General features: G+C 62.3%; 19 protein-coding genes and 1 pseudogene. 10 read left to right on the forward strand and 10 right to left on the reverse strand.

All coding sequences use genetic code 11. The features are described from left to right. The 7 genes from LOM8899_RS16755 to LOM8899_RS16785 all read right to left on the reverse strand — a co-directional run. A partial coding sequence (locus LOM8899_RS16755) for a hypothetical protein (protein WP_133065056.1) occupies positions 1-184 on the reverse strand: 184 nt, incomplete at its 3' end. A gap of 176 nt (positions 185-360) precedes the next feature. Further along, complete coding sequence (locus LOM8899_RS16760) at positions 361-1,086, reverse strand: sulfotransferase domain-containing protein (RefSeq protein WP_093993407.1); 726 nt, start codon at positions 1,084-1,086, stop codon at positions 361-363. A 62-nt stretch (positions 1,087-1,148) separates the two neighbouring features. Then, complete coding sequence (locus tag LOM8899_RS16765; RefSeq protein WP_168770575.1) at positions 1,149-1,979, reverse strand: putative capsular polysaccharide synthesis family protein; 831 nt, start codon at positions 1,977-1,979, stop codon at positions 1,149-1,151. A gap of 46 nt (positions 1,980-2,025) precedes the next feature. Then, a complete protein-coding gene (gmd, locus tag LOM8899_RS16770) occupies positions 2,026-3,147 on the reverse strand; it encodes a GDP-mannose 4,6-dehydratase (protein WP_093993409.1) in 1,122 nt (373 codons plus the stop codon). A gap of 145 nt (positions 3,148-3,292) precedes the next feature. Continuing rightward, on the reverse strand, positions 3,293-4,675 hold the full coding sequence (locus LOM8899_RS16775; RefSeq protein ID WP_093993410.1) for a tetratricopeptide repeat protein: 1,383 nt from the start codon (positions 4,673-4,675) through the stop codon (positions 3,293-3,295). Beyond that, positions 4,672-6,234 carry a hypothetical protein gene (locus LOM8899_RS16780; RefSeq protein WP_093993411.1) on the reverse strand — a complete coding sequence of 521 codons (1,563 nt, stop codon included), beginning with the start codon at positions 6,232-6,234 and terminating at the stop codon, positions 4,672-4,674. The genes LOM8899_RS16775 and LOM8899_RS16780 overlap by 4 nt, the downstream gene beginning before the upstream one ends. Before the next feature lies 1 nt (position 6,235). Beyond that, positions 6,236-10,324: a hypothetical protein gene (locus tag LOM8899_RS16785; protein WP_093993412.1), complete on the reverse strand. Its 4,089-nt coding sequence runs from the start codon at positions 10,322-10,324 to the stop codon at positions 6,236-6,238. 625 nt (positions 10,325-10,949) lie between these two features. Between LOM8899_RS16785 and fcl the strand changes: the two genes are divergently transcribed. The 6 genes from fcl to LOM8899_RS16815 all read left to right on the forward strand — a co-directional run bounded on the left by fcl (position 10,950) and on the right by LOM8899_RS16815 (position 18,457). Next, positions 10,950-11,909 carry a GDP-L-fucose synthase gene (fcl, locus tag LOM8899_RS16790; RefSeq protein WP_093993413.1) on the forward strand — a complete coding sequence of 320 codons (960 nt, stop codon included), beginning with the start codon at positions 10,950-10,952 and terminating at the stop codon, positions 11,907-11,909. A 160-nt stretch (positions 11,910-12,069) separates the two neighbouring features. After that, positions 12,070-12,837 (forward strand): 6-hydroxymethylpterin diphosphokinase MptE-like protein, encoded by a 768-nt coding sequence (locus tag LOM8899_RS16795; protein ID WP_245820583.1) that lies wholly within the window; start codon positions 12,070-12,072, stop codon positions 12,835-12,837. A gap of 81 nt (positions 12,838-12,918) precedes the next feature. Then, positions 12,919-13,887, forward strand: a complete 969-nt coding sequence (locus LOM8899_RS16800; RefSeq protein ID WP_093993414.1) for a glycosyltransferase family 2 protein — start codon at positions 12,919-12,921, stop codon at positions 13,885-13,887. 10 nt (positions 13,888-13,897) lie between these two features. Then, positions 13,898-14,527, forward strand: a complete 630-nt coding sequence (locus LOM8899_RS16805; protein ID WP_245820584.1) for an acylneuraminate cytidylyltransferase family protein — start codon at positions 13,898-13,900, stop codon at positions 14,525-14,527. Continuing rightward, a complete protein-coding gene (locus tag LOM8899_RS16810) occupies positions 14,524-15,480 on the forward strand; it encodes a phosphoglycerate dehydrogenase (protein ID WP_211096218.1) in 957 nt (318 codons plus the stop codon). Before LOM8899_RS16805 ends, LOM8899_RS16810 begins: the two co-directional genes overlap by 4 nt. A gap of 91 nt (positions 15,481-15,571) precedes the next feature. Continuing rightward, on the forward strand, positions 15,572-18,457 hold the full coding sequence (locus LOM8899_RS16815; protein ID WP_168770576.1) for a 6-hydroxymethylpterin diphosphokinase MptE-like protein: 2,886 nt from the start codon (positions 15,572-15,574) through the stop codon (positions 18,455-18,457). A gap of 3 nt (positions 18,458-18,460) precedes the next feature. Here LOM8899_RS16815 and LOM8899_RS16820 read toward each other — a convergent pair whose 3' ends face one another. Next, the gene (locus LOM8899_RS16820) at positions 18,461-19,882 is read right to left on the reverse strand and encodes a mannose-1-phosphate guanylyltransferase/mannose-6-phosphate isomerase (protein ID WP_093993417.1); all 1,422 of its coding nucleotides are present in this window, start codon (positions 19,880-19,882) and stop codon (positions 18,461-18,463) included. Positions 19,883-20,058: 176 nt separating this feature from the next. Between LOM8899_RS16820 and LOM8899_RS16825 the strand changes: the two genes are divergently transcribed. The 3 genes and pseudogenes from LOM8899_RS16825 (at position 20,059) to LOM8899_RS16835 (ending at position 20,840) form a co-directional block, all read left to right on the forward strand. Then, positions 20,059-20,400, forward strand: coding sequence for a hypothetical protein (locus LOM8899_RS16825; RefSeq protein ID WP_093993418.1), 342 nt, complete (start codon positions 20,059-20,061; stop codon positions 20,398-20,400). Positions 20,401-20,526: 126 nt separating this feature from the next. Beyond that, positions 20,527-20,667: pseudogene (locus LOM8899_RS16830) on the forward strand (helix-turn-helix domain-containing protein); the annotation flags it as partial. Positions 20,668-20,681: 14 nt separating this feature from the next. Further along, complete coding sequence (locus LOM8899_RS16835; protein ID WP_093993420.1) at positions 20,682-20,840, forward strand: Hint domain-containing protein; 159 nt, start codon at positions 20,682-20,684, stop codon at positions 20,838-20,840. 275 nt (positions 20,841-21,115) lie between these two features. Here the strand turns inward: LOM8899_RS16835 and LOM8899_RS16840 are convergent, their stop codons facing one another. Beyond that, positions 21,116-21,469, reverse strand: coding sequence for a hypothetical protein (locus LOM8899_RS16840; protein WP_093993421.1), 354 nt, complete (start codon positions 21,467-21,469; stop codon positions 21,116-21,118). A gap of 200 nt (positions 21,470-21,669) precedes the next feature. On the opposite strand from LOM8899_RS16840, the gene LOM8899_RS16845 reads away from it, so the two are divergent. Continuing rightward, positions 21,670-23,055: a phosphomannomutase gene (locus LOM8899_RS16845; RefSeq protein WP_093993422.1), complete on the forward strand. Its 1,386-nt coding sequence runs from the start codon at positions 21,670-21,672 to the stop codon at positions 23,053-23,055. Between the two features lie 192 nt (positions 23,056-23,247). On the opposite strand, the gene LOM8899_RS16850 is transcribed toward LOM8899_RS16845, so the two are convergent. Beyond that, entirely contained in the window at positions 23,248-23,922 is a 675-nt protein-coding gene (locus LOM8899_RS16850) for a sulfotransferase family 2 domain-containing protein (RefSeq protein WP_168770577.1), read from the reverse strand. Between the last annotated feature and the right edge of the window lie 12 nt (positions 23,923-23,934).

Below are 23,934 nucleotides of genomic sequence, written 5' to 3' on the forward strand. Positions count from 1 at the left end.
GAATGCGCGACGCCCCGCCACCGATCTCGGCAATCCGCAAGCCCGTCACATCGCGCAGCCGCTCGTAGACGGCCATGTCCTGCCAGGTCTTGAGGTGAATCTGCGGGTCCGCCCAACCCAATTCCGTATGCAATCCGGCATCCAACTGACGCCAGATATCGGCTTTGGTGATGAATTTCAGCATAGTGCCCCTCAGTACTCGACGAAAGAATAGCAATCCGTGCGACGAAGGGCCAGAGAGCCGATGTCACTCCAAAGAAATGGGCTTATCGTACCGGCATGCTGTCACGGTCAGGCCTATACAATCAGTCGACCAAGCAATTAATCAAGAGTCTGTCGCAAGTACGTCTCCTGAATATATCACCAATAATCCAGCTTTTCTCCAAGCCAGCCGTACGTATCAAAAAACCTCTTCTCAATCTTCGGAGTGAAGTAGTTCTTCCAGTCCCCATTTACACCTTTTCTGTAATGATGAGAAGTGTCCTCGCTTCCAGGATCGCGTCCAGCGAATTTACTAAATGCGGTTTCTCTTTTGACTAAATCAATAAATGCGCCATCAAGAATCAAACCACTAGGTTCCAGAATCGATTTCAACGTAGATTCAAAATCGGAAAGAAGATCTTCGTATCGCACTTGCTTCCGATTCTCCCAAGTTGAGCTATCCCAAGTTTGTAATTGCAAACCCATCTGGAACTGATCAATCAGCTCCAACATACCGCCTTCAACGGAAAGATCTGCCGCAATCACTCGGAAATTCTCAATGTTTTCATTGTTGTTCTTGTGTGACTTTAGCCAAGACCAATAATTTGAAACAAAGGCATCCCTGGGATCACGCACAAAATGAACAGCGGGTTGAGATGATAAATCAAGACCCTTAAGCGAAGACTGTGTCGCGTTTACATTAGCAAGGATTGTTGGAAGTCCTTCAGATGCCTCTTCATTTATCCTTTTAATACTTCCATGCTTTATATCGACTATCGATTTATCACGTGACACCAATATACGAAGTATACTCCGCAGCCAGTTAGTGGCGCATTTATGATGCGATAAGATTATTAAGTCGTAATCAAGAACCTGGTCGGACATTTTCAACTCCTAGAATGTCGTTTGCACATTCAATTGGGCACATAACTCCCATTTTATTTATCTCAAACCTGAAAAGACGGCGGCAAAGCAACCATTTTCTCGGCTTCCTGTGGGGTCATCCAGCGCCGTGCCATTTCATTGCGCTCCGCATCCGTCCAAAAATGCCTCGCAAACTTCGAAGCATACATTTTATATACAAAGTCATGATTAAAGACACTAACCTGCTTTACTCTTTTGTAGAGATCATTATACTCCTTGTTTTCACTATCATTGGCTCTTTGAATATCTATCTTTCGACCCAGGATACGACTCAAAATCTGGCTCTTTTGGAAATCTGGGCAATCAACCCGAAAGATAATTGTATTGGCACTTTTCAAGTGAATTGCCCTGCGCTCGATATCAAAAGGCCTAGAAAATACGTCAATTCCCAATTGCCCTTTAAATTCACGATCAAACCAACTCAAGGGTGTGGAGTGAGCATACGTTTTCTGGAAATTTTCAAACATCCGCATTACATCCTGTTCTTCGCGGATTTCCACATTCTGCTGATCTAGGTTTTGGAAGAAGGCGCTGAGGTTTCGAGCAAGCGGATCGCGCACCAACGTGATGTAGAGACAGCGTTGGCGCTTTATCAGCAGTCGGTCGCGATGGGCCATCGAGACACAAATGTGCGGTGGCGGAAATTCGTTCCGGGCGAGCCAACTTTGAGCGGTCTCACGCAAAGAATCTGGTTCCAGCGTATGAATATCGTGACAAGGGAGTCCGGCTTTGAGGATCGCGGTCGACGTAGAAGACGAGGCCACCTTGCCCATCGTATAGACAACCGGAACCAAGTGTTTTTCTTCAACGGCCGGAGAGGCCCAAGTCACTGATGCAGTGTCAGTCGATGCCATGGTACAACCTCTCATTCCTTCAATTTTGCCGGTCCAGCATCACATTTCAACCTTCCACACTAACCGGCAGTTCCATACCATGCTGCTTGAGCAGCGCATGGCGTTGCGCTGTTTTCAGATCCTCAAACACCATCTCGGCGCACATCTCTTGCGCAGTGATCTGCGGCTCCCAGCCCAGCTTGGCCTTGGCCTTGGCGGGGCTGCCCAGCAGGGTCTCGACCTCGGCGGGGCGGAAATAGCGCGGGTCGATCTTGAGCACGGTGTCTCCGACGGACACGGCCGGGGCCTTGTCGCCCTCGATCGCGGTGACGACGGCCACTTCGTCCACGCCCTCGCCCCTGAACTCCAGCGTCAGCCCCAGCTCGGCCGCCGACCAGATGATGAATTCACGCACCGAATACTGAACGCCGGTGGCGATGACGAAATCGTCCGGCTCGTCCTGCTGCAGCATCATCCACTGCATGCGGACGTAGTCCTTGGCATGGCCCCAGTCGCGCAGGGCGTCGATATTGCCCATATACAGACACTGCTCCAGCCCCTGGGCTATATTGGCCATGCCCCGGGTGATCTTGCGGGTCACGAAGGTCTCGCCGCGGCGCGGGCTCTCGTGGTTGAACAGGATGCCGTTGCAAGCATACATGCCGTAGGCTTCGCGGTAGTTCACCGTGATCCAGTAGGCATACATCTTGGCCACCGCATAGGGGCTGCGCGGGTGGAACGGTGTGGTCTCGGTCTGCGGGATCTCCTGCACGAGGCCATACAGTTCGGACGTCGAGGCCTGATAGAAACGGGTCTTGTTCTCCAGCTTCAGGAACCGAATCGCTTCCAGCAGGCGCAACGCGCCCATCGCGTCGACGTCGGCGGTGTATTCGGGAGCCTCGAAGCTGACGGCAACGTGAGATTGAGCGCCAAGGTTGTACACCTCGTCGGGCTGCACTTCGGACAGAATGCGGGTCAGGTTGGAGCTGTCGGACAAATCGCCGTAGTGCAGCTTGAAATTGGCACTGTTGCTGTGCGGGTCCTCATAGATGTGGTCCACCCGCTGGGTGTTGAACAGCGAGGCGCGGCGTTTGATGCCATGCACCTCGTAACCCTTTTGCAGCAGAAGTTCGGCAAGGTAGGAGCCGTCCTGGCCGGTCACACCGGTGATGAGCGCTTTTTTGGTCATGGTCTCTCCGAAAAGTATTCACGTGGCTATAAGAGGTTTTTGATGCGGTCAAAAGGCCGGGGTTGAGTCTATTGCCGGGAAACCGCCGAGCGGCCGTCGCCGGGCGGCAGGCAAGACACAGTGCAACCTGAAGTCATGATCGTGGTCAGGCCCCCTCGCCAATTCCGCCCGCGAGCGCAGCCTGCACCTTGGCCAGATAGTTGCGGCGCTGATCGTCGGTGGCACGATGATCTGAATGCATGAGGGTATCGGAGGCATGCCCCCTGTCGTTGACCTCGGCCGCGTCGGCCTTGAGCGTGACGAGACCATCGGCAATGCCGCGGGCCATATCCTCGGTGCAGGGGATGTCGAGGGTCTCCGCGATCCCCAGAACCGCGATGTGCGGCCGGTGCAGGATGTCGTCATAGCTGATCTCGAAATCCGACTTGTCCGCCCAGTATTCGGTCAGCGTCGCCTGATGCCGCGCCGCTTTGCGGATCGCCTCCGGCTCGTCGGCCAGCCAGCCGACGCGGACAAGCGAGGCCAGCCGCTCTGCGAGATCCCGATACGAGGTCACGATCCGGTGCCGTGTCTCTATCAGTTGTTCCGGGGCATGCAGCTTCACGATGTGCAGATCGCAGGCCGGGTGGTCCTCGGGTTTGTAGTCCTCACACCATTCGGCGTAGTAGGACAGGTTGTTGCGCTCACACAAAAGCCGGGCGGCATTGTAGGACCATGTGCTGCCGCTGCGCGGCACCCCGGCGATCACGGCAACGAAAGGCGGTGCCACCAGTCCGCGAGGTTGAGGCGAATGGCGGCGTCGAGCCCCGGCGCTGCCTTGCTGTCCGGCCTTTGCCCTGACAGCGGCCAGCTCGATCTGCAACGCCTTGATGCTGCTGGCCATGGCCTGAAGTTGCGCGCTGTCCGGCGGCACACCGTCCCGCATCTTCAGCATGCCGTCTTCCAGCAGATTTGCCGCCTCGGGCAACTGCCCCAGCCGGGCCTTTTCATGGATGTTGCGGGCCCGGCCCAACGCCTTGGCGTCCACGCGCGGGCTGACAGTCGCTATGGAGGTCTCGAAATGGCCGAGCGCGCGGGCCTCGTCCTGATGCAGCGATGCGGCGCGCCCCAGAGAGTTGTGGACCCCCGCCGCCATCACCCGCGCCACCAGATCGCGCGGGCAGCCCCACTCCAGCGCCTGCCGAACATGGCGCCGGGCGACGGTCATATCGCCGTGCTGGGCCAGACCGACCCCGGCCAGCAAAGACAGCTTGGCCCGATCCGGATGGTGCTCCAGCGGCTGGTCGGCCAGGGCGGCCAGTTGCTCCCAATCGCCCAGTTCCCAATGCGCCCGGCTGCGCTCCAGCAAGGCGGGGTCAGCCACCGCCTGCGCCGGATCGGGCTCGACCTCGACGATCTCCGCATCCGCGACATCCAGAAAGCGCGGCGGCAACAACGTGCCGCGCTCATAGGATGCGGCGTGTTTCCTTTGCAGCTTCTCGGCCTTGCGCCGCGCCCGCTGGCGTTTCTTCTTGGATGACTTGCTCACAACTCGGGACCGCTCAGCAAAAGGTCCTTGATCAGGGCAATCTGCCCCTCTGCCCGGACGATGTCGTCGCGGCTCTGGGCCAGTTGCGCCCGCTGCGTCTGGGATGTCTGCAAGGCGGCCTTGGTGTCCTCCAACTCCTTGCGCAGACGGTCCCGCTCGGCATGCGCCGCCGCCAGATCAGCCTTGGTCACAAGGCTGGCCTCTGCAAGTTTCTTGGTCAGATCATCGACCTGCGCACTCAAGGCCGTCTTCTCGGCGGTCAGGGACCGGACCTGCTCGGCCTGCGACGCGGCGGCGGCCTCGGACTTCGACAGCTTCTCCGTCAGCGCGGCCTTCTCCGAATTCAGGTTCTCGACCTGCTCCACACGCGTCTTGCGGGCCTGCTCGGAGCTTTCCAGCGCCTTGCTCTTTTCCTCGAGCGCCGCGGTCAGGGACTGCACCCGCTCGGCCTGAGACGCGGCGGCGGCCTCGGATTGCGACAGACGCTCCGTCAGCGCGGCCTTCTCCGCGTTCAGATGCTCGACCTGCTCCACTCGGGTCTTGCGGGCCTGCTCCGAGGTCTCCAGCGCCTTGCTCTTTTCCTCGAGCGCCGCAGTCAGGGATTGCACCTGCTCGGCCTGAGACGCGGCGGCGGCTTCGGACTGCGACAGCTTCTCCGTCAGCGCGGCCTTCTCCGCATTCAGGTGCTCGACCTGCTCCACCCGGGTCTTGCGAGCCTGCTCCGAGGTCTCCAGCGCCTTGCTCTTCTCTTCGAGCGCCGCGGTCAGGGAGTGCAGCTGCTCGGCCTGAGACGCCGCGGCGGCTTCGGTGCTCTGCCTTTCCGCCGCGCGCTCTTGCGTTTGCACATCGAGCGCGGCTTCCAGTTCACCCAATCGCGCCTTCAAATCCGCGCACTCGGCCTCGACCGCGCGGATTTTGGGGAGCGACGGATTGCGCATCAGACGCCGTTCGCACAGGTCCGGGTCGGCCTCTTCCGGGCTTGGTCCGAGCAGGTATCCCTCCTCGGCCAACCACGTCAGGATCTCCTGGCCAGAGGCTGCCCCCTCATACAGAGGCTCGGCACCGCAGCGCAGATCGAGTCTGACAAACTGTGTGAGCCCGCCGAGGTCCGCCAGAGCCCGCAGAACCTGCGCCTCGAGGCCGGGCGTCTCGACGATCAGCCAGTTGAGCGCATCCGGGTCCAGAGTCAGGGTCTTCAGAAGGCTGGCCGGGCTGACGGTTTCCACCTCGGTCCGGCTCAGGACGCGCAGGCCGGGATAAAGCTCGCTCAACCCGGTCGGCGGCACGAGGCTGCTTGCATCCGTCTGATTGAACACCGTCAGCATGGCGGTGCCGTCCTGCATCGCCACGGCGCGCTCAATCACCTGAACACGGGCCTGATCCCGAGCCGACAGGCTTGCGACGAGGGCACGCAGATCCTCGGCACGCTCCGGCTCCGGCTCGACCAGCACGATCTGCGCGGCTCCGGAGTCCAGATAGTTGTCGAGCGCCTCGCCGGTGCCCGCCCCGAGATGCACGATCGTGCCGATCCGCTGTGCGGCATCGGAGGCGGCGGTCATGTCATACATCATTATTCTCGACAGCTCTCACTTTGGTGTTCAGAACACGGCGCGTTCCGCGCATGGGGCCGGTGATCATCCAGGACTTGGAATTATAGATCCGGGTCAGTTCTTCTTCCAACCCCGCAGTCTTTTCCCGCTCGGACGCCAGCGATTTGCGAAGTTCGCTCAACTGGCTCTGAGCCGCGCTCAATGCGGTCTGAATCTGGTCTTGCCGGGCCGCAGCCGCTGTCGCGGCCTCGGCTTGCCGCGCGATCTCCTGCTCCAGATCACCGGTCTTCCGGTCCTGATCGGCCAAGGCTCGCACGCTGTCACGCAAATGCTCTTGCGAGACGCGCTGCGCCTGCTGAAGCCCTTCCGCGCGCGATGCCAGAAGCCGGTTTTCCGCCACCGCATCATCGCGCGCCGTCGTCAACGCCCGGATCTGCTGGGCCTGTGCCTCCAGCTTCTGCTCCAGCTCCTTCTGGCTGGCCTGAGCCGCGGCGGCCTGCGCCTGAAGTGTGGCAACCCGTTTCTCGTGCTCTGCCTGTTCGGTCGTGGCCCGCGCCTTTTGGCTGTCGAGATCGGCAAGCAGCCGGGCATGGGCGGCCCGCTCTGCCGTCAACGCATCATGCGCCTGCTTCAGAGAACCGGGTATGTCCTCGAGCACTTCGAGGCTCCGGCGCAGACCGCCAATCTCCGCCGCCGCAGCGCCCTGTCCGGCGCGGGCATCGCTCAGCGCCACCTCCAGACGGGCGATCCGGTCATGCAAGAGATCGCTTTCCCGACGCCGCAGCGCCTGTTCGTGCTGACTCCGTGCGGACCGGTCCCGATAATCCGACAGCGCACCGGCAACATCCATCGACCGCGACGCCTGCTCTCCGAGCGGCGTGCTGCTGGCCTCCAATTCCGCGCCGAGCCTGCGGGCCAGGGGCGATTGCCGGACGGCTTCTTCGGCGATCAGGTCGTGGATGCGATCCCGCGGCGGCGCCGCTTGCAGGCGCTGCACATCGGCATCCGACACCGGCAACGCCCGGTCCGCCACCAGTGCGGCCAGGGCCTCGGGGGCTGCGGCGGCATCCGCGGCATCGATCAAGACCGTCTGTCTGCGCGCCCGTCTGACCTTGGTGACGAGCACCTTGGCCTCTTGCAGCCAGACCTGCAGGGCCTCGTCCGGCATCAGGCCGGCCGACAGGCTTTGCGATACGTAGTCGGCACAGCGCCGATAGCTCAGCACGACGGGAGGCTTGCCCGCCGAGACCGGCGGATCTTCGGCCGGCAGGAACTGGGTCCAGACCTCGGAGACCGGGGCCGTGGCCTCCTGCCGGGGGGCGCGGCCGTGGTTCTCGACAACCTCGCGGAACATATCCGCAAGGGTGCGCGACAGCACCGGCAGGTTGTGACGCGCCAAGGCGACCTCCCGACCGGTCTCTGTCAGGGCCGTCCGGCGTGCGGGATCGCACAGCTCGAGAAGTCCGGCCTTCACGGCCTCGATCTCGGGGGCATCCACCACGATGGCGGCATCGGTTTGCGCGGCATATTCGACGGTGGCCACCTCTCGGGGGCCATGCACCATCAGCGCCGCCCCCGAAATCAGGCATTCCGGCAGCTTGTTGGCCATGCTGAACATGACATAGCGCAGGGACTCCGGATCGAAGTTGTAGGAGATGAGCAGCCCGTCCGCCTCCTGCAGCCAGGCGCTGTAGGCCTTGAAGGGGCGGTTGACGGCCTCGATCTTCGTGGCCTTGAGGCCCTCGAAGAGGGGGCGGCTCTTCTCCACCCACCAGGACTGGGTGTTGATCTCGAACCGGATGTCGTGACCTTCGGCCACCAGTTCTTCGACCGCCTGGGCCACCCGCTGGATGCTCTTGGCATTCATGTCGGGCGCCAGGCCACCGGCATAGCGGAGCACCGTGGTGCCTTGGGTGTGGGCCTTGGGGGCCGCCCAATCGCGAGGATCGACGCCGTTGGCCATCGCCACGAAGGAATGACCATAGCGTGCCTCGAACGCCCGGCTCATCGCGTCGCAGATCGACAGGCGCAGCGCCGAGCGGGCCAGCAGAGCCCTCAGATCCCTGTCGACCTCGTGAAACAGAGCCTTGTCGGTACTGTATAGGCGGGCGGGCCAATCATCCATGAGCCACGTCACCAGAGGCACGTCATACTGATCGATCAGTTGCATGGCGAGCGCATGCAGTGCAGGGCGCTCAGGCAGTTGACGATAGAGAATGACATCGGGGCGAAACGCCTCGACCGCCTCGACAACCGCCGCTTCGTCCACGTCCTGGCTCGAAAACCCGCCGGCCGGCGTCGGACGCACCAGTTGCAGGCTCGCCAGGGTCGGACATGCCACCTGCAACAGGCGATCCTGCGGCCACCCGCGCAACAGGTTGCTTTTGACGGCGCCGGTCGCGCTCGCATTGCCCATTTGGGTCATGTCGATGACCAACAGGCGTGGATGCTCGGCAGGATGATCCAGGGTCTGAGACGCAGTGCGCAGCCGGGCGGCCATGGCTGCCTCCGTTGCAGCCCACTTTTGGGCTGTCCGGTTGTGTAGCACGCAGGCGTCTGGAAAGCGATCCTGCAGATCACGGCGATAGAACGGGCTCAGATCCTTGAGATCCGCCTTGCCGGAGATATTGAGGATGAGCCCGGTCTGACGGAACTTGGTTCCGTGCCGCTGCAAGACTTCCGCGACCTCGGGATCGCTGTCGGCCTGCTCGACAAAGACTTTCTCCAGAATGCAGTCATAAGCCAACCGCTTGTCGACCGTCCGGACCATGGCCCGTGTCCGCGGCTCCCAGAAGGTGTCGAGGAAGTCGCAAAATTCCGGATCGCCCGTCGCATAGACGGCATTCCCGTTGAGATGGTTCTTGAACTCCGGCGCCAGGGTCTCGGTGCCGAAGTAGCGGGTCCCCAACACCCAGAACCGTCCGGATCTCGCCACTTCCTTGCGCAGGTTGGTCAGCCAGTTGGCCGCCAGCGGCACGCAATCCGTTTCCATCTGGAAAATGCAGTCCCCCAGACCACGCGCCCGCCGCATCGTCAGAAAGAACTGGTTGTTGGGCCCGGACTTGAAGCCCTGGGTGCCGACCTTCTTGGAATAGTCGCGCTCGTATTTGTCGTCGTCCCCTTCAAGCCCCAGATACTCGAACTTCAGGTAGGAAAAATAGCGGTTCATTCCCGTTTCCAGGAACTTGTTGCGAATTTGAAATTCCACCTCGTCCGGAATCACTTTGTTGAACATGAAAACGAGGCCGCAATTATTGTCGGACTCCGAGTCCAGACTTGGCGCCGTTTCAGGGCGGCTCCAGATATCGAAATTCGAGAGGATCGCGTCGAATTCGAACTGGGTGGCCGGCACGACGACGGCAGCCAAATGACGGCTTGTCAGAACGCTATCGATGAGACGCAGCGGAAAGACCATTTCATCATGCAGCAGGGAATTCGGATTTGAATTGTAGACAACGGTCTTTTGCCCGTTGAGCTGGAAATCCGATTTGACCAGTCGAAACGATTGAATATGCAGCTCGTTCCCGTGAACGTCCGGGTTCGGGATATTATATTTGTCCCCTGCCTTCTGGTAATCGTCGAAAAAGTAGTTGGGGTTTTCCTTCGGCGTCTCTTTCATCACGAGAGCAACGCCTTCGGCTTTTTCCGCCTCCGGCAAAATCTCGACGTATTTCAAGTCGATACCCATCAGGGCGAGGGTATCGTGGCCCATGAAAGCGCAAAATCGCGTTGCGAAAGCGCCGGTTGTGATTTTGGTGGTGTCCTGGGTTTTGAATGCCGGGTTATCGACGAGCGAGACCCAACCCTGCCCCTTGCCGCGTTTGTTGTACCAATGCGGCAGAACCTGATCGAGCGAGAAGAACTCGGGAACGCCGATACAATCCGGATGGTAGTCGAAAAAGCTTCCATGCACGAAAAACCGCTGGATTCGACCCTCTTTCCAGAGACGGTATATCTCGTCGTGGTGCGAGATGATGAGCTGATCATCAAGGCAGGAGTAATACGTCGGGTACCAGTCGATCTTGTCCCAGAACCGATAGGCGGCATTCATCCCAAGAGAATGCACGCCGGTCAGTCGGGTAAAGTCGAATCCCTTCAAGGAGGGGCCATTCCCCAATACGACACAAAGGTTATTCATATTCTTCTCAACGGTCATGATCTAAGATACTTTGCGCTCTGAAGGGTGACTGGAAAGCTGCTCTGGCTGCAGGGTTTCAAAGGTGTTTATCGAATCCCGGTGTCCGCATGGATGATATCGAATTCTTCTGGCGCGACCGAAGGACATTGCAGGACCAGACCCCCGGCGCGCAACAGGCCTCTCTTCACCGCGAAACAGCGGAAGAACTCTTCAAATCGCCGCCATGTCATCAACCAAATCACTCATTTTATGCGACAATATCGTTCGATCTCACGAGCCGGAGCGCCAAACGGTGCGGCCCGGATCGCCATCACACTGAGGCGGCGTTTAACAACCCCCGTCACATCGAGTCCAGTGCGTCGGATCGATTTTCCTCCCGACGCGGATTCTCGCTTGAGTTGCTGCGGGCTTTCCCGGCACCAACCCTTCGGGTTGCCCGTTCTGGGTGCAGCTTATTCATCGGGCGGTGCCGTGTTTATACCCCGGCGGGGTCGGGAATGTCCGCCTTGCCTGAGCCTCGCATGGGCAATAAGAGCGTGTCAGAGCCAAAGGGGCCTCCGAGGTCCGCGACGCGGAAAGGATTGACATGAAAACCTACGTAGCAGGCCATCGCGGCATGGTTGGTGGCGCTATTCTGCGCCAGTTGCAGGCGCGTGGCACCGACGAGGTGATCACCCGGACCAGCGCCGAGCTCGACCTGACGGATCAGGCGGCGGTGCGCGATTTCATGCAGACCGAGCGGCCCGATGCGGTGATCCTCGCAGCCGCCAAGGTCGGCGGGATCATGGCCAACAACACCTATCCCGGCCAGTTCATCTATGAAAACCTGATGATCGAATGCAACGTCATCCATCAGGCCCATGCGGCAGGTGTGCAGCGGCTGCTGCAACTGGGATCGTCCTGCATCTATCCGCGCGAAGCCGCACAGCCGATGGCCGAAGACGCGCTGCTCACCGGGGTGCTGGAGCCCACCAACGAGCCCTATGCGGTGGCCAAGATCGCCGGGATCAAGCTGTGCGAAAGCTACAATCGGCAATACGGACGCGACTACCGCTCGGTGATGCCCACGAACCTCTACGGTCCGGGCGACAACTTTCACCCCGAGAACTCACATGTCCTGCCGGCGCTGATTCGCCGATTCCACGAGGCCGCGCAAAGCGGCGCCGAGGAAGTCGTGATCTGGGGCACCGGCACACCGCGGCGGGAATTCCTGCATGTAGATGACATGGCCGCCGCCTCGCTTTTCGTCATGGATCTCGACGACGAGACCTACGCCCGCGAAACCCAGCCCATGCTGAGCCATATCAACGTAGGCACCGGCACCGATATTTCGATCGGCGAACTGGCGCAGATGGTGGCCGAAGTGACCGGATACACTGGCAAACTGTCCTTCGACACATCCAAGCCCGACGGCACGATGCGCAAACTGATGGATGTGAGCCGTCTGACCCGGCTGGGCTGGCAGGCAAAGTTCGAATTGCGCCTCGGACTTGAGCAAACCTATCAATGGTTTTTGCAAAACGGCGAAAACTTGCGCTCCAAATAGGTCGCCGGCCCGGCATTGTTGACAAGTTCGGGGTGGTAATACACGTGTCAGTTGTCCTATTGGGGCTGCCAAGTTTTTTTAGAGTTGTCGCCGACATTTCCGTGGGGGTTATTTCAGCGACGAGATTGCTCGGGAAAGCATATCTGTAAGGGGTAGAGCTGTGTTTGACCGCCTGTCGACGCTGACGCGCTTTCGCAATGTGCATGACGGTGAGCGGATCGTCATCGTCTGCAATGGCCCGTCTCTGAACCAGATGGATTTGGGCTTCTTGCGCGATGAAATCACGTTCGGCCTGAACAAAATCCATCTCGGGCTGGAAACCTTCGGGTTTTACCCGCGGTATTTGGCCGCAGTGAACGACAAGGTCATCGGTCAGACGGCCGATGTCCTGCGCAAGATGACGGCCGTCAAGTTCATCTCCGACCGCTCCGCCCATCTGCTGCCCGCCGATGCGCTGACCTTTCACATCCACACCACCCGGGTGCGCGAGCCGTTCTGCCACGACATCACCCTGGGCGTCCGCGAAGGCCACACGGTCACCTTCGTCGCGCTGCAACTGGCCTATTACATGGGAGCCAGGGAAGTCGTGCTGATCGGGATGGATCATCGCTTTACCCTCAACGGGCCGCCCAACAGCACCCAGGTGATGCAGGGCCACGATCCGAACCATTTCTCGCCCGACTATTTCGCCAACAAGCCGTGGGATGCGGCCAATCTGGCGCAATCCGAGGCCTCCTACAAAATTGCCCGCGACGCCTACGAGGCGGATGGGCGCCGGATCATCGACGCCACCCTCGGCGGCGCCTGCACGATCTTTGAAAAAGCCGATTACAGGGAAGTGTTCGGCAAGGGCGCGCCCCGCCCGCAACCAGCCCCCCGCAGCCCCGCTACCGGGTATTCCCGTGACGGTATGGGCCTGCTGCCATGATGCGGAGGCTGGTGTTTTCCCACTTCATTCCGACTGTCGGGCGTGGCTTACGCTCCTCGACAGAGTGCCGAAAGGATTATCATGCGCGCTAGTATCGTCATCCGAACTCTGAACGAGGCCGACTATCTGGGTGATCTGCTGACCATGATCGCCCGGCAGAAAACCGATGGGCTCGAGCATGAAGTGGTCGTCGTCGATTCCGGCTCGACCGATGGCACCGTCGAGATCGCGCAGCGCCATGGCGCCCGGATCACCACACTGACCAAGGCCGAATTCTCCTTTGGCCGGTCGCTGAACCGGGGCTGCGACTTTGCCACCGGCGATATCCTCGTGTTCATTTCGGGCCATTGCATTCCCGTGGCCACCGACTGGCTGCAGACCCTGTGTCAGCCGATCATGGATGGCACCGTGGCCTACAGCTATGGCCGTCAGGTTGGCGACGACGACAGCAACTTCTCGGAGCGCCGGATCTTTGCGAAGTATTTCCCCGCCGTCAGCGCCGTCCCGCAAGAAGGATTCTTCTGCAACAACGCCAACGCCGCCCTGTCGCGCGCGGCATGGGAGGCACATCCCTTCGACGAGGAACTGACCGGGCTCGAGGACATGGCGCTGGCCAAGGAGATCGTCGGCACCGGCGGCAAGATCGGCTATGTCGCCGAGGCCGCGGTGTTCCACCACCATAACGAGACATGGGCCCGTGTGCGCCGCCGGTTCGAACGCGAGGCCATCGCCCTGCAATCCATCATGCCCGAAGTGCAGCTCACCCTGCCCGACGTGATCCGCTACGTGATCAGCAGCGTCTGGCTGGATTGGAAGAGCGCGGCACGCTATGGTAAGCTGCGTTCGGACGGCTGGTCGATCCTGCGTTACCGGATCGCCCAGTATGTCGGTTCTTATGCTGGCAACAACGATCATCGGCGATTGTCGCGTGACCGCAAAAATCGCTTCTTTTACCCCTCAGTCACCGAAAGTGAGACCGTCAATGTCTGGCTCCAATCGCATCGTCGCCCTCCTGCCCATGAAAGCCAACAGCCAGCGCGTGAAAGGTAAGAACTTTCGCATGCTGCACGGCAAGCCGCTGTTTCGGTGGATCCTCGACAGCCTGCTCGCCGTCGAAGAAATCGACGAGGTGGTGATCAACACCGATGCCCGGCACATCCTGGCGCAGAATGGGCTGGTCGAAGGCAACCGGGTGGTCATCCGCGACCGCAAGCCCGAGCTGTGCGGCGATACCGTGTCGATGAACCTGATCCTCGCCGATGATATCGCGGCCATCCCCGCAGCCACCTATGCGATGACCCACACCACCAACCCGATGTTGTCCGCAAACACCATCCAGACCGCGCTGGCCCAATACGGCGAAGCGGTGCGCACCGGCGTGGCCGACAGCCTGTTCACCGTGAACAAGTTTCAGACCCGGTTCTACCGCGCCGATGGCAGCCCGGTGAACCACGATCCCGACAACCTGATCCAGACCCAGGATCTGGAGCCGTGGTACGAGGAAAACTCGAACCTCTACCTGTTCTCGCGCGATAGCTTTGCCGCCACCAATGCCCGGATCGGCCGCAAGCCGATGATGTTCGAAACGCCGCAACTCGAAAGCGTCGACATCGACACGCCCACCGATTGGGACATGGCCGAAAGCGTCGCGGCCATGATGATCCGCCGCAGCCGCGAGTCCGCCGCATGAGCCAGAATATCCGCGATGTGATCGTCACCTGCCCGCCGATGCTCCTGCAATTCGACCGCTTCGTCGAATTGGCCGCAGAAAAGGGGATCCGTCTGCACCGGGCCGAGACCACGCAAATCCTCTCCGAAGAGGAGCTGATGGCCCTGCTGCCCGATTATGACGGCTGGATCATCGGCGACGACCCGGCCACCCGGCAGGTGTTCGAGGCGGGGCTTTCGGGCCGGCTTCGGGCGGCAGTCAAATGGGGGATCGGAGTCGACAACGTCGATTTCGCGGCCTGCAAGGATCTGGGCATCCCGATCACCAACACCCCGCAGATGTTCGGCTCCGAAGTGGCCGATGTCGGCACCGCCTATGTCATCGCCCTTGCGCGTCAGCTGATGCTGATCGACCGCGGCGTGCGGGCCGGCCAGTGGCCAAAACCGGCTGGCATCTCGCTGCCCGGTCGGAAAGCCGGGGTCATCGGGCTGGGCGATATCGGTCGCAATGTCGTGACCCGGCTGCAGGCGCTGGGGTTGAACGTCACCGCCTATGATCCGGGGGTCGAGGGCGATGCGGGTATCGCGGGCCTGAGCCGCGCGGCGTGGCCCGAGCGGGTCGAGGAGATGGATTTTCTGGTCTTCACCTGCGCGCTCAATGCCCACAACACCCACATGCTGAACGCCGATGTGCTGGCGCGCTGCATGGACGGGGTGCGGATCGTCAACGTGGCCCGCGGCCCGCTGATCGACGAGGCCGCCCTGATCGCCGCCCTGCAGTCCGGCAAGGTGCATTCCGCAGCACTCGATGTGTTCGAGGTCGAGCCGCTGCCGATGAACAGCCCGCTGCGCGACATGGAGCGGTGCATCTTCGGCAGCCACAACGGATCGAACAGCGTCGATGCGGTGATCCGGGCCAGCCACACCGCGCTTGACCACATGGCCGGTTTCTTTGATGCTATGACCCCGGCCTGAGACTCCGTCCGGCCGCCTCATGCATCCCCTGTCGGGGCCATCGGCCCCGACGCCGATCAGCCCCGGCGACCCCAAGTCTGGACCCTTAAGAATGACGGCAATACCCCCCGTGTCAGCCACTGGCCTCAATGATGCGGCGCTCGAAGAGCAGTTTCAGGCACTGGTCAGACAGGTGCCGACCCGCTCCCCGATCTATCTGCCGACAGACAAGGTGCCGCTGGCTGACAAGGTCCGCGGAATGGCCCATGTCAAACAGATCTACGATGTCGATCTGGAGGCGAAATACCGACCCCGGATGCGTGCCCTGCGCGAGCAGTTCAAGGACACCAAGCGGTGCTTTCTGATCGGCAACGGGCCCAGCCTGAACGAGACCGACCTGACCCTGCTCAAGGACGAGGTCACCTTCGCGGTCAACGGGTTCTTTCTCAAGGCCAAGGAGCTGGACTGGAAGCCCACCTTCTACTGTGTCGAGGATCATCTGGTGGCCGAGGATCGGGCCGAGTGGATCAACGCGTTTTCCGGGCCGATCAAATTCTTTCCCGCCTATCTGGGCTATATGTTCCCGCCCGGACCGGACACGATCTTCTACAATCACCAGCCCCGGGTCAGCTATCCGCACAGCTTCGACTTTTCCCGCGCCGCCGATGTGATCACCTATACCGGCTGCACCGTGACCTTCTCGATGATGCAGCTGGCCACATGGCTGGGATTTGAAGAGATCTATCTGATCGGCGTCGATGCGAGCTACGACATCCCGGCGGATGTGGAGCAGGGATCGGATTACGATACCGGCGTGCTCGACATGAAATCCGACGATCCGAACCACTTCGATCCCGACTATTTCGGCAAGGGGTTTCGCTGGCACGACCCGCAGGTCAATCAGATGGTCGAGGCCTACAAGGTCGCCCGGGCGACGCTCGAAGGCACCGGGCAGACCATCTACAACGCCACTGTCGGCGGCCAACTCGAGGTGTTCGAGCGGCGCGACTATGCCAGCCTGTTCGGGGCGCACCAAGACCCCGGCCCCAGCCCGCGCACCCGGCCCCTCGGCCAGACCGGCGAGGACAGCCACCCGCGGCTTCTGGTGCTCGACATGACTGCGATGGGCGACAAGACAGCCACCGGCGAGGTCAAGGCCAACCTGCTGCGCGACTGGCCCCGCCACAAGCTGATGCAGATCGCCAGCCCCAAGCCCAACCAGTTGTCCTTCGTGCGCCGGACGCCGGAGGGCGATTACGGCAGCCGCATGATGAACGCGCAGGACGTGCGCGCCTCGATCGCCGCTTTCGACCCCGAGGTGATCCTCTACCGCCCGCTCGCCGACAGACCGGCCCTGCACGACATGGCGATGGCGGAGATCAGCGCCCGGCCCGATACGACGCTCGTCACCTGGATCATGGATGACTGGCCCGCCCGGCTCGAAGCCGACGATCCCGCCCGTTTCGCCACCGTCGACGCCGAACTGCGGGGGCTGTTTGCCCGGTCCGGGCTGCGCCTGACGATTTCGGATGCGATGAGCAGCGCCTTTGCCGAGCGTTATGGGCTGCCCTTCGAGGCCTTCGCCAACGGGATCGACGCAAGCCACTGGACAGCGCCCCGGCAGCACCATGGTCGGGGCATCGTGATCCGCTATGCCGGTGGCATCGCCCCCGACATGAACGCCGCCAGCCTGCAACGGATCGCCCGGACGGTCGAGGCCCGCGCCAAGGCCGGTCAGGACGTGCGCCTCGAGATCAGCACCCGCGAACATTGGGCCAAGGTCAGCGGGCACCTGTTCGACGGCCTGCACAGCACGAGCCTGAACACGGAAGAGCGGTCGCAAGAGGATTATATCCGCTGGCTGTGTGAGGCGGACGTGGTTCTGATCGCCTACAACTTCGATGCCGGTTCACAGCGCTACGTGCAGTATTCGATGGCCAACAAGCTGCCGGAATGTCTCGCCTCCGGAGCCGCCGTGCTGGCGCATGGACCACGCGGGCTGGCCACGATCGACAGGCTCGCGGACCTGGGTGTCGCGGATCTGGTCGATACCGAAAGCGCCGACGCGCTGGCCAGTGCCATCGCCCGGCTGGCCGATCCCGAACACCGCCGGACGAAAGGCGCCGCCGCGCGTGCGGTCGCGCTGTCGCAGTTCGAATTGACCGGTCTGAACACCCGGCTGGCCAAGGCCTTCCGCAGCGCCATCGCCGCTCCGGCCGTGGCCCGGACACAGGCCGCGCCGGCCGCTGATGCCGACCGTCCGGACCGACCGGTTACCGACGCCGGACCGACGCAATCGGAACCGGCCATCGGCAGGCCGGCCGTGACACGGTTCTACTGGCGCCCCACCCCGGACGCCGAATATCAGCCGGTCAGCCTGTCCGACGTCACCGGCCAGCCGGAGACCGCGGGACGCGACCCCGGCGCCTTTGTTCTGAGCTATGTCGATCCCTGCGTCTGGCTGTCCGACGCCCTGCGCGAAGGTCGATCCGCCGACACCGCTCTGGCAGACTGGAACAGCACGCTGCGGCGGCATCTGGTCGTCGCGAGGACACTATCGGGCAAGTGCCGCTACAGCGTGGCTGCACAGCTTGCCTCCGGCACCCCGGAGGCCGACGGCCCGGATCTGGCGCCGCTGGCCGCTGCCGCCATGCATGTGCTGCGCAATGCCGAAACCCTGCGGTTTCTGGCCGAACTGGGCGGGCTCGCCGACAGCCTGTCCACCGATGCCATAGCCGCGATGGCAGAGCGCACGTCCTCCCCCGGCACAGCATCTGCACCCGATACGCCGCAGGCCGAAACAGCACTGCGCGACGCCCGCGCCCGGCACAATCTGGCCGAAGAGCAGGTCAAGCAGCTGCGGGCCATGGTCGAGCTTTACCACAAGGATGCAGAGGCATTGCGGGACGAACTGACCCGGATCGAGCGATCGACATCCTGGCGGGTGACGCAGCCCTTGCGGGGGCTGCGCCGCGTTCTGAGCTTCAGAAAGCCCTAGGGCCTACTCCCTTGCGTAGACATCCTCGTAGCGGATGATGTCGTCCTCGCCGAGGTAGCTGCCGGTCTGCACCTCGATCAGCACCATCGGCACCTTGCCGGGGTTCTCCATCCGGTGCACGGCGCCCAGCGGGATATAGACCGACTGGTTTTCGCTCAGCAGGCGGACGTCCTCGTCCACGGTGACACGGGCGGTGCCTTCGACCACGATCCAGTGCTCGGAGCGGTGATGGTGGCTTTGCAGGCTCAGCGCGGCACCGGGATGCACCACGATCCGCTTGACCTGAAACCGGCCGCCGATGATCAGGCTCTCGTACCAGCCCCATGGCCGGTAGTCGCGGGGCAGCTGCACCGCCTGAGACGCGCCCTTGGCCTTGAGGGCGGCGACCGCCTCCTTGACCCGCTGGGCTTCGGATTTCGGGGCGACCAGCACCGCATCCGACATCGCCACGACCATCATGTCCTCCAGCCCGATGCCGACGACTTCCTGGCCCGGGGTTTCCGAGCGCAGCAACGTGTCCGCACAGCCAATCGCCGTGGCATGATCGGAACAGACATTGCCATCCGAGTCCGGCCCGCTTTCGCGCCAGACCGCGTCCCAGCCGCCCAGATCGGACCAGCCGGCGGTATAGGGCATCACGGCAAGGTTCTCGGCCTTCTCCATGATCGCATAGTCGATCGAGATATCCTCCAGCGCGCCCCAGGGCTCGGCGGCCAGACGGGTAAAGCCCAGATCGGATTTCGCCCCGTCGAGGGCCGCGGTGACGCCGGCCATCAATTCCGGGGCATGGGCCTTGTAGGCGGCGACGATGCTCGCGGCACTGAACAGGAAGATACCTGCGTTCCACAGGAAATTGCCCGCGGCCAGCATCTCGGTGGCGCGGGCGGCGTCGGGCTTCTCCACGAAGCGGGCCAGCGGCTGCGGCGTGGCCGCCCCGGCATCGGCCCCCTTGGCCAGCTCCAGATAGCCATAGCCCGTCTCGGGGCGGTCGGGGGTGATGCCGAATGTCACCAGATCGCCGGCTTGCGCCCGCGGCACGGCGGCCTGCACGGCGGCGCGGAACGCGGCCGCATCGGGGATCACGTGATCGGAGGGCGCCACCAGCATCAGCGCCTGTGGATCCTGACGCTCCAGCCAGAGGGCGGCGGCCAGCACCGCGGGGGCGGTGTTGCGCCCCTCAGGCTCGATCAGAATACCTGCGGGGGCCTGTTCGACAGCGGCCAGCTGCTCGGTCACGATAAAGCGGAACGGCTCACCCGTCAGGATCACCGGTGCCCCGAAGCCTTCTCCCGACAGGCGCAGGCTCGAGGCCTGAAACAGGCTCTCTTCGCCCATCAGCTTGGCGAATTGCTTGGGGTAGCTCTTGCGTGACAACGGCCACAAACGGGTGCCAGAGCCACCACAGAGAAGAATTGGGGTAATCATCGTTTTTGACGCCTTGTGACTTTTAAAGGACTGGTGAACTGTTGGAGCCTTTATGGGACAAAAGCGGACCACCTTAAAGATGTACTCGGTGTCAGAGTGCGCTAGAGATTCTCATAAGACACAGGCTGACGGCGGCGGAGTGCCGACGGCCACCGGACAGAAGGACCGCACGGCCCATGCCTGACCTTGCACAAGCCGTCTCAGCACCCGCCACGGACGACGAGACCCAGCCGGCGCATCGGGCAAATGCCGCCCTGCGGCTGCAGGTGATGCGGCAGAACACTGCGCTGGACGGGCTGGCCGGACGGCTGGAAGAGCAGACCACCCAGATCGCAACGCTGGCAGGCAAACTGCGCGATAGCGACGCCCGGATCGTGGCCCTGACCCAAGACGCTCAGACCCTGCGCCAGGAGGTGGCGGCTCTGCGCGCCTCGAATTCGTGGCGGATCACCGCGCCCTTCCGGGGGCTGCGCCGGGCCTTCTGGTGGGTGCAGCGCCGTTGGGGTGGTCGAGCCTGAACAATGAGGGCCATGCCCAGAGGGTGAAAATCGGACCCAAAGAAAGGGTGCAAGTCTGGCCTAGCAACTGTGTTTGATCCCACGGTTTGATAGTGCGATCCTTTCTCAGGGATGGAAGGTAGCAACATGGGCCAAGCTCGTCACGGGTGCGCCATGACCACGTTCGCCGTCAGGGCTGCAATACAACGATGGCAAGCTTCGCCCTCGCAGTTAAGCCGGGAACTGGGCATCAGCCCGAAGACTGTTGCGAAGTGGCATAAGCGGGCGAAAAGCCTGTTCCGATCAAGGCCGGTGCCTTAGAACAAAACCTCCCGATTCAGGATCTGATTGTCTCGCCACAGCATAGGATATTGGTGGGCGGAAATCGCGAGTTGCAAGATAGCTTTGAGAGCGAAGCTTTCGCGCCTGCGAAATCGCTGACATCGCTACCCGGAATCTAGTATATGAAGGGTATATCCAAAATCACATGGATTAATTTCGCCTGTGACCGGCACGAGGTTGTCACAGCCGACGACTGCCTGTCAGAGTCGCCGCGACTTGGGCCAATGGTTGTCAATGGGATGACGGCTTCCGAGCGTCGAGCGGTGATCAATATCTTCGGGTCTGCCTCGACGCCAGACTCTGCGTTGAACGATCCAACAGCACTGGAATGCCTTGAGGTTGGAGCCGCCCGGCGGCAGCTTGCGAAAAGCTTAGAAGAGAAGAGCAACGTGTCTCAAAGGAAATCAGAGAAGGGGACATAGACGCCGCGATGGAGCGATATGAGGCTGATCGTATGCAGGCTCCGCGTACCGCTGCCACCGCCGGTCAGCAGGGCTATGTTATCCGAGGTTTCGATCCATGTCAGATCCGCCTCGGCCCCTGCCGCATCGTTGCGCCGGTGATTGGAGGTATCGGTCACTGTCAGGGTCTGACCGTCGATATCCCAGGCGCTGATCGCCCCGTCATAACGGGTCGTCGCATAGAGCACCGGCCCCGATCCATTGTCGATGATCTCAAGTTCGGTGATCTGGGATATCTCCAGATCCGACGCGCTCGTCTCATAGGTAACAAATTGTAGTGCTGGCATGGGCAGTCGGCCCCCCCGGACCGTACGCTTGGCAGGATGTAACGCGCCAAGACTGGGCTCGGGGGGTGGCGACGGGCGGAGCACAATTGCGGCACGAGGGGGGAGGTTGCCGCGCTATTTATTAAACCGTGCAGGCATTGGTTGCGGGACCGCAGGCCGCGGCCTAGAACGGGCACCAACGCAGCATACGAGGACACCCCATGCCCCCCAAATTCGGCACCAGCGGCCTGCGCGGCCTTGTGACAGAGCTGACAGAGACCTTGGTCGCGGATCACGTGGCCGCCTTCATCAGCGCCTGCCCCACGGGCACGGGTCTGTTCATCGGACAGGATTTGCGCAGCTCGTCCCCCATGCTGGCAGACGTGGTGGCACGTACGGGCCAGGCGGCCGGGCTGGCCGTCACCGATTGCGGGGCAGTGCCGACGCCGGCGCTGGCGATGGCGTCGATGCAGGCGGGCGCCGCCGCCGTGATGATCACCGGCAGCCACATCCCCGACGATCGCAACGGGCTCAAGTTCTACACCCCCGAGGGTGAGATCACCAAAGAGCACGAGGCCGCGATCCTCGCGACATTGGGCACCTCCTCTGGCGCGGCGACGGCAGGCCCCGCCCCGGCCAGCAACACCGGTGCCAACGCCGCCTATATCGCCCGCTATGTCACGGCCTTCGGGCCCGAGGCGCTGGCCGGGCTGACCATCGGGGTCTATAGCCATTCCGCCGTTGGCCGCGATGTGCTGATCGAGGCGTTTCAGGCGCTGGGGGCCAAGACGCTGGAACTGGGCCGGGCGGACCGGTTCATCCCGGTGGACACCGAGGCCGTCGATGCCGAGACCCGCGCCCAACTGGCCGCTTGGGCGGCAGAGCATCCGCTGGATGCGATCGCCTCAACCGACGGCGATGGCGACCGGCCGCTGATGACCGACGAGACGGGCCGGGTGATCGTGGGCGACGTGCTGGGCCAGATCACCGGGGCGATGCTCGGGGCCGAGGTGGCGGTGACGCCGGTCTCGTCCAACACCGGGGCCGAGGCGGGGGGCGCCTTCGGACGGGTGATCCGCACCAGGATCGGCTCGCCTTTCGTGATTGCGGGGATGGAGCAGGCCGGCGGCAAGGTCGTGGGCTACGAGGCCAACGGCGGGTTCCTTCTGGGCTTTGAGGCGCAGGGGCCTGCCGGGCCGTTGCCGCCGCTGATGACGCGCGACGCGCTGCTGCCGCTGATCGCACCGCTGGTGCAGGCCCGCGGGGCCGGTGGGCTGGCGGCGCTGGTGGCCGCACAGCCCCCGCGCTTTACCGCCGCCGACCGGCTGCAGGAGGTGCCGACGGAGCGGTCTCTGGCGCTGGTTGCGTCGCTGAGTTCCAGCGCCGAAGAACGGGCCCGTTTTCTGGCCTCCTTCGAGGGCAGCGAAGCCCGCATCGACCAGACCGACGGGCTGCGGATCACCATGACCGACGGGCGGATCGTGCACCTGCGTCCCTCGGGCAATGCACCCGAACTGCGGTTCTACGGCGAGGCAGACAGCGCCGCGGCGGCAGAGGCCCTCTTGGCGGAGGGGCTGGCGATCCTGCGGGCGGCGGTGGACGGCTAAAGGCGCGTCCGACTAGGACAGGTTCACCAGCATCGGATAGCCGGCCGGCGCCACGGGAAACCGGGCGCCAAAGAGGCCGGCCTCGTCCGCCCGCGGCGCGCGCAGGTTGTCGCACAACTGCGGGTTCGAGCGACATGGGCAACCAAGGCGCGGGGCATGGCAGGCAGCCCCGGCACGCCGTTGCGGGTGGCGTCAGAACGAATAGCCCAGACGCTCTATCTCGTCGCGGAACACCGTCGAGATCACCTCGCGGGCGGCATCGTCGTAATAGCTGCGGTAATCGGCGGTATCGCGGCCTTTGGTGACATTGACCTGCGGCAGCACGAAATCGGCAGGCAGGCCAAGACGATCGGTGATCGCGGCAAAATCCTCGGCCAGCGTCTCGTAGCGCAGGATGTGATCGACCTCGTCGATGAAGTTGCCGTTCATGCGCGCCTTGCGGCCCTTTTTCAGATGCTCGGCGTATTCCTCGACGACCCATTCGGCAAAGGTCATGCCAGAGGCGCGGCGCAACCCGTCGGCATAGCCGGGGATCTTGTTCACCCAGCTGTCCGGCTTGTCGAGCAGGTGGGCATAGTCCTTCACCTTCTTGGCCCATGCCGAGACGATGGAATCGTAGGGGTTACGCACCGTGACGAATTTGAAGAACGTCTCCAGAACCTCGGGCTCGACCAGTCCGTACTCGCGCAACTGACGCGGTGTCGTGTGCTTTCGCTGCACGACGATCTTGCCCTTGTCGTCCATGATATCGGCCTCGGGGACATAGACACAGGGCAGCGCCTCGGTCAGGGCCTGGCCGGTGGCCGTGCTCGCGGTGCGCGGGTTCAGAAAATAGATGAACCGGTTCGGGTGAGAGATAATAGCCATGGGCTCAGTTCC

Origin of the sequence: Flavimaricola marinus (assembly GCF_900184895.1) — a bacterium.
Lineage (GTDB): Bacteria > Pseudomonadota > Alphaproteobacteria > Rhodobacterales > Rhodobacteraceae > Flavimaricola > Flavimaricola marinus.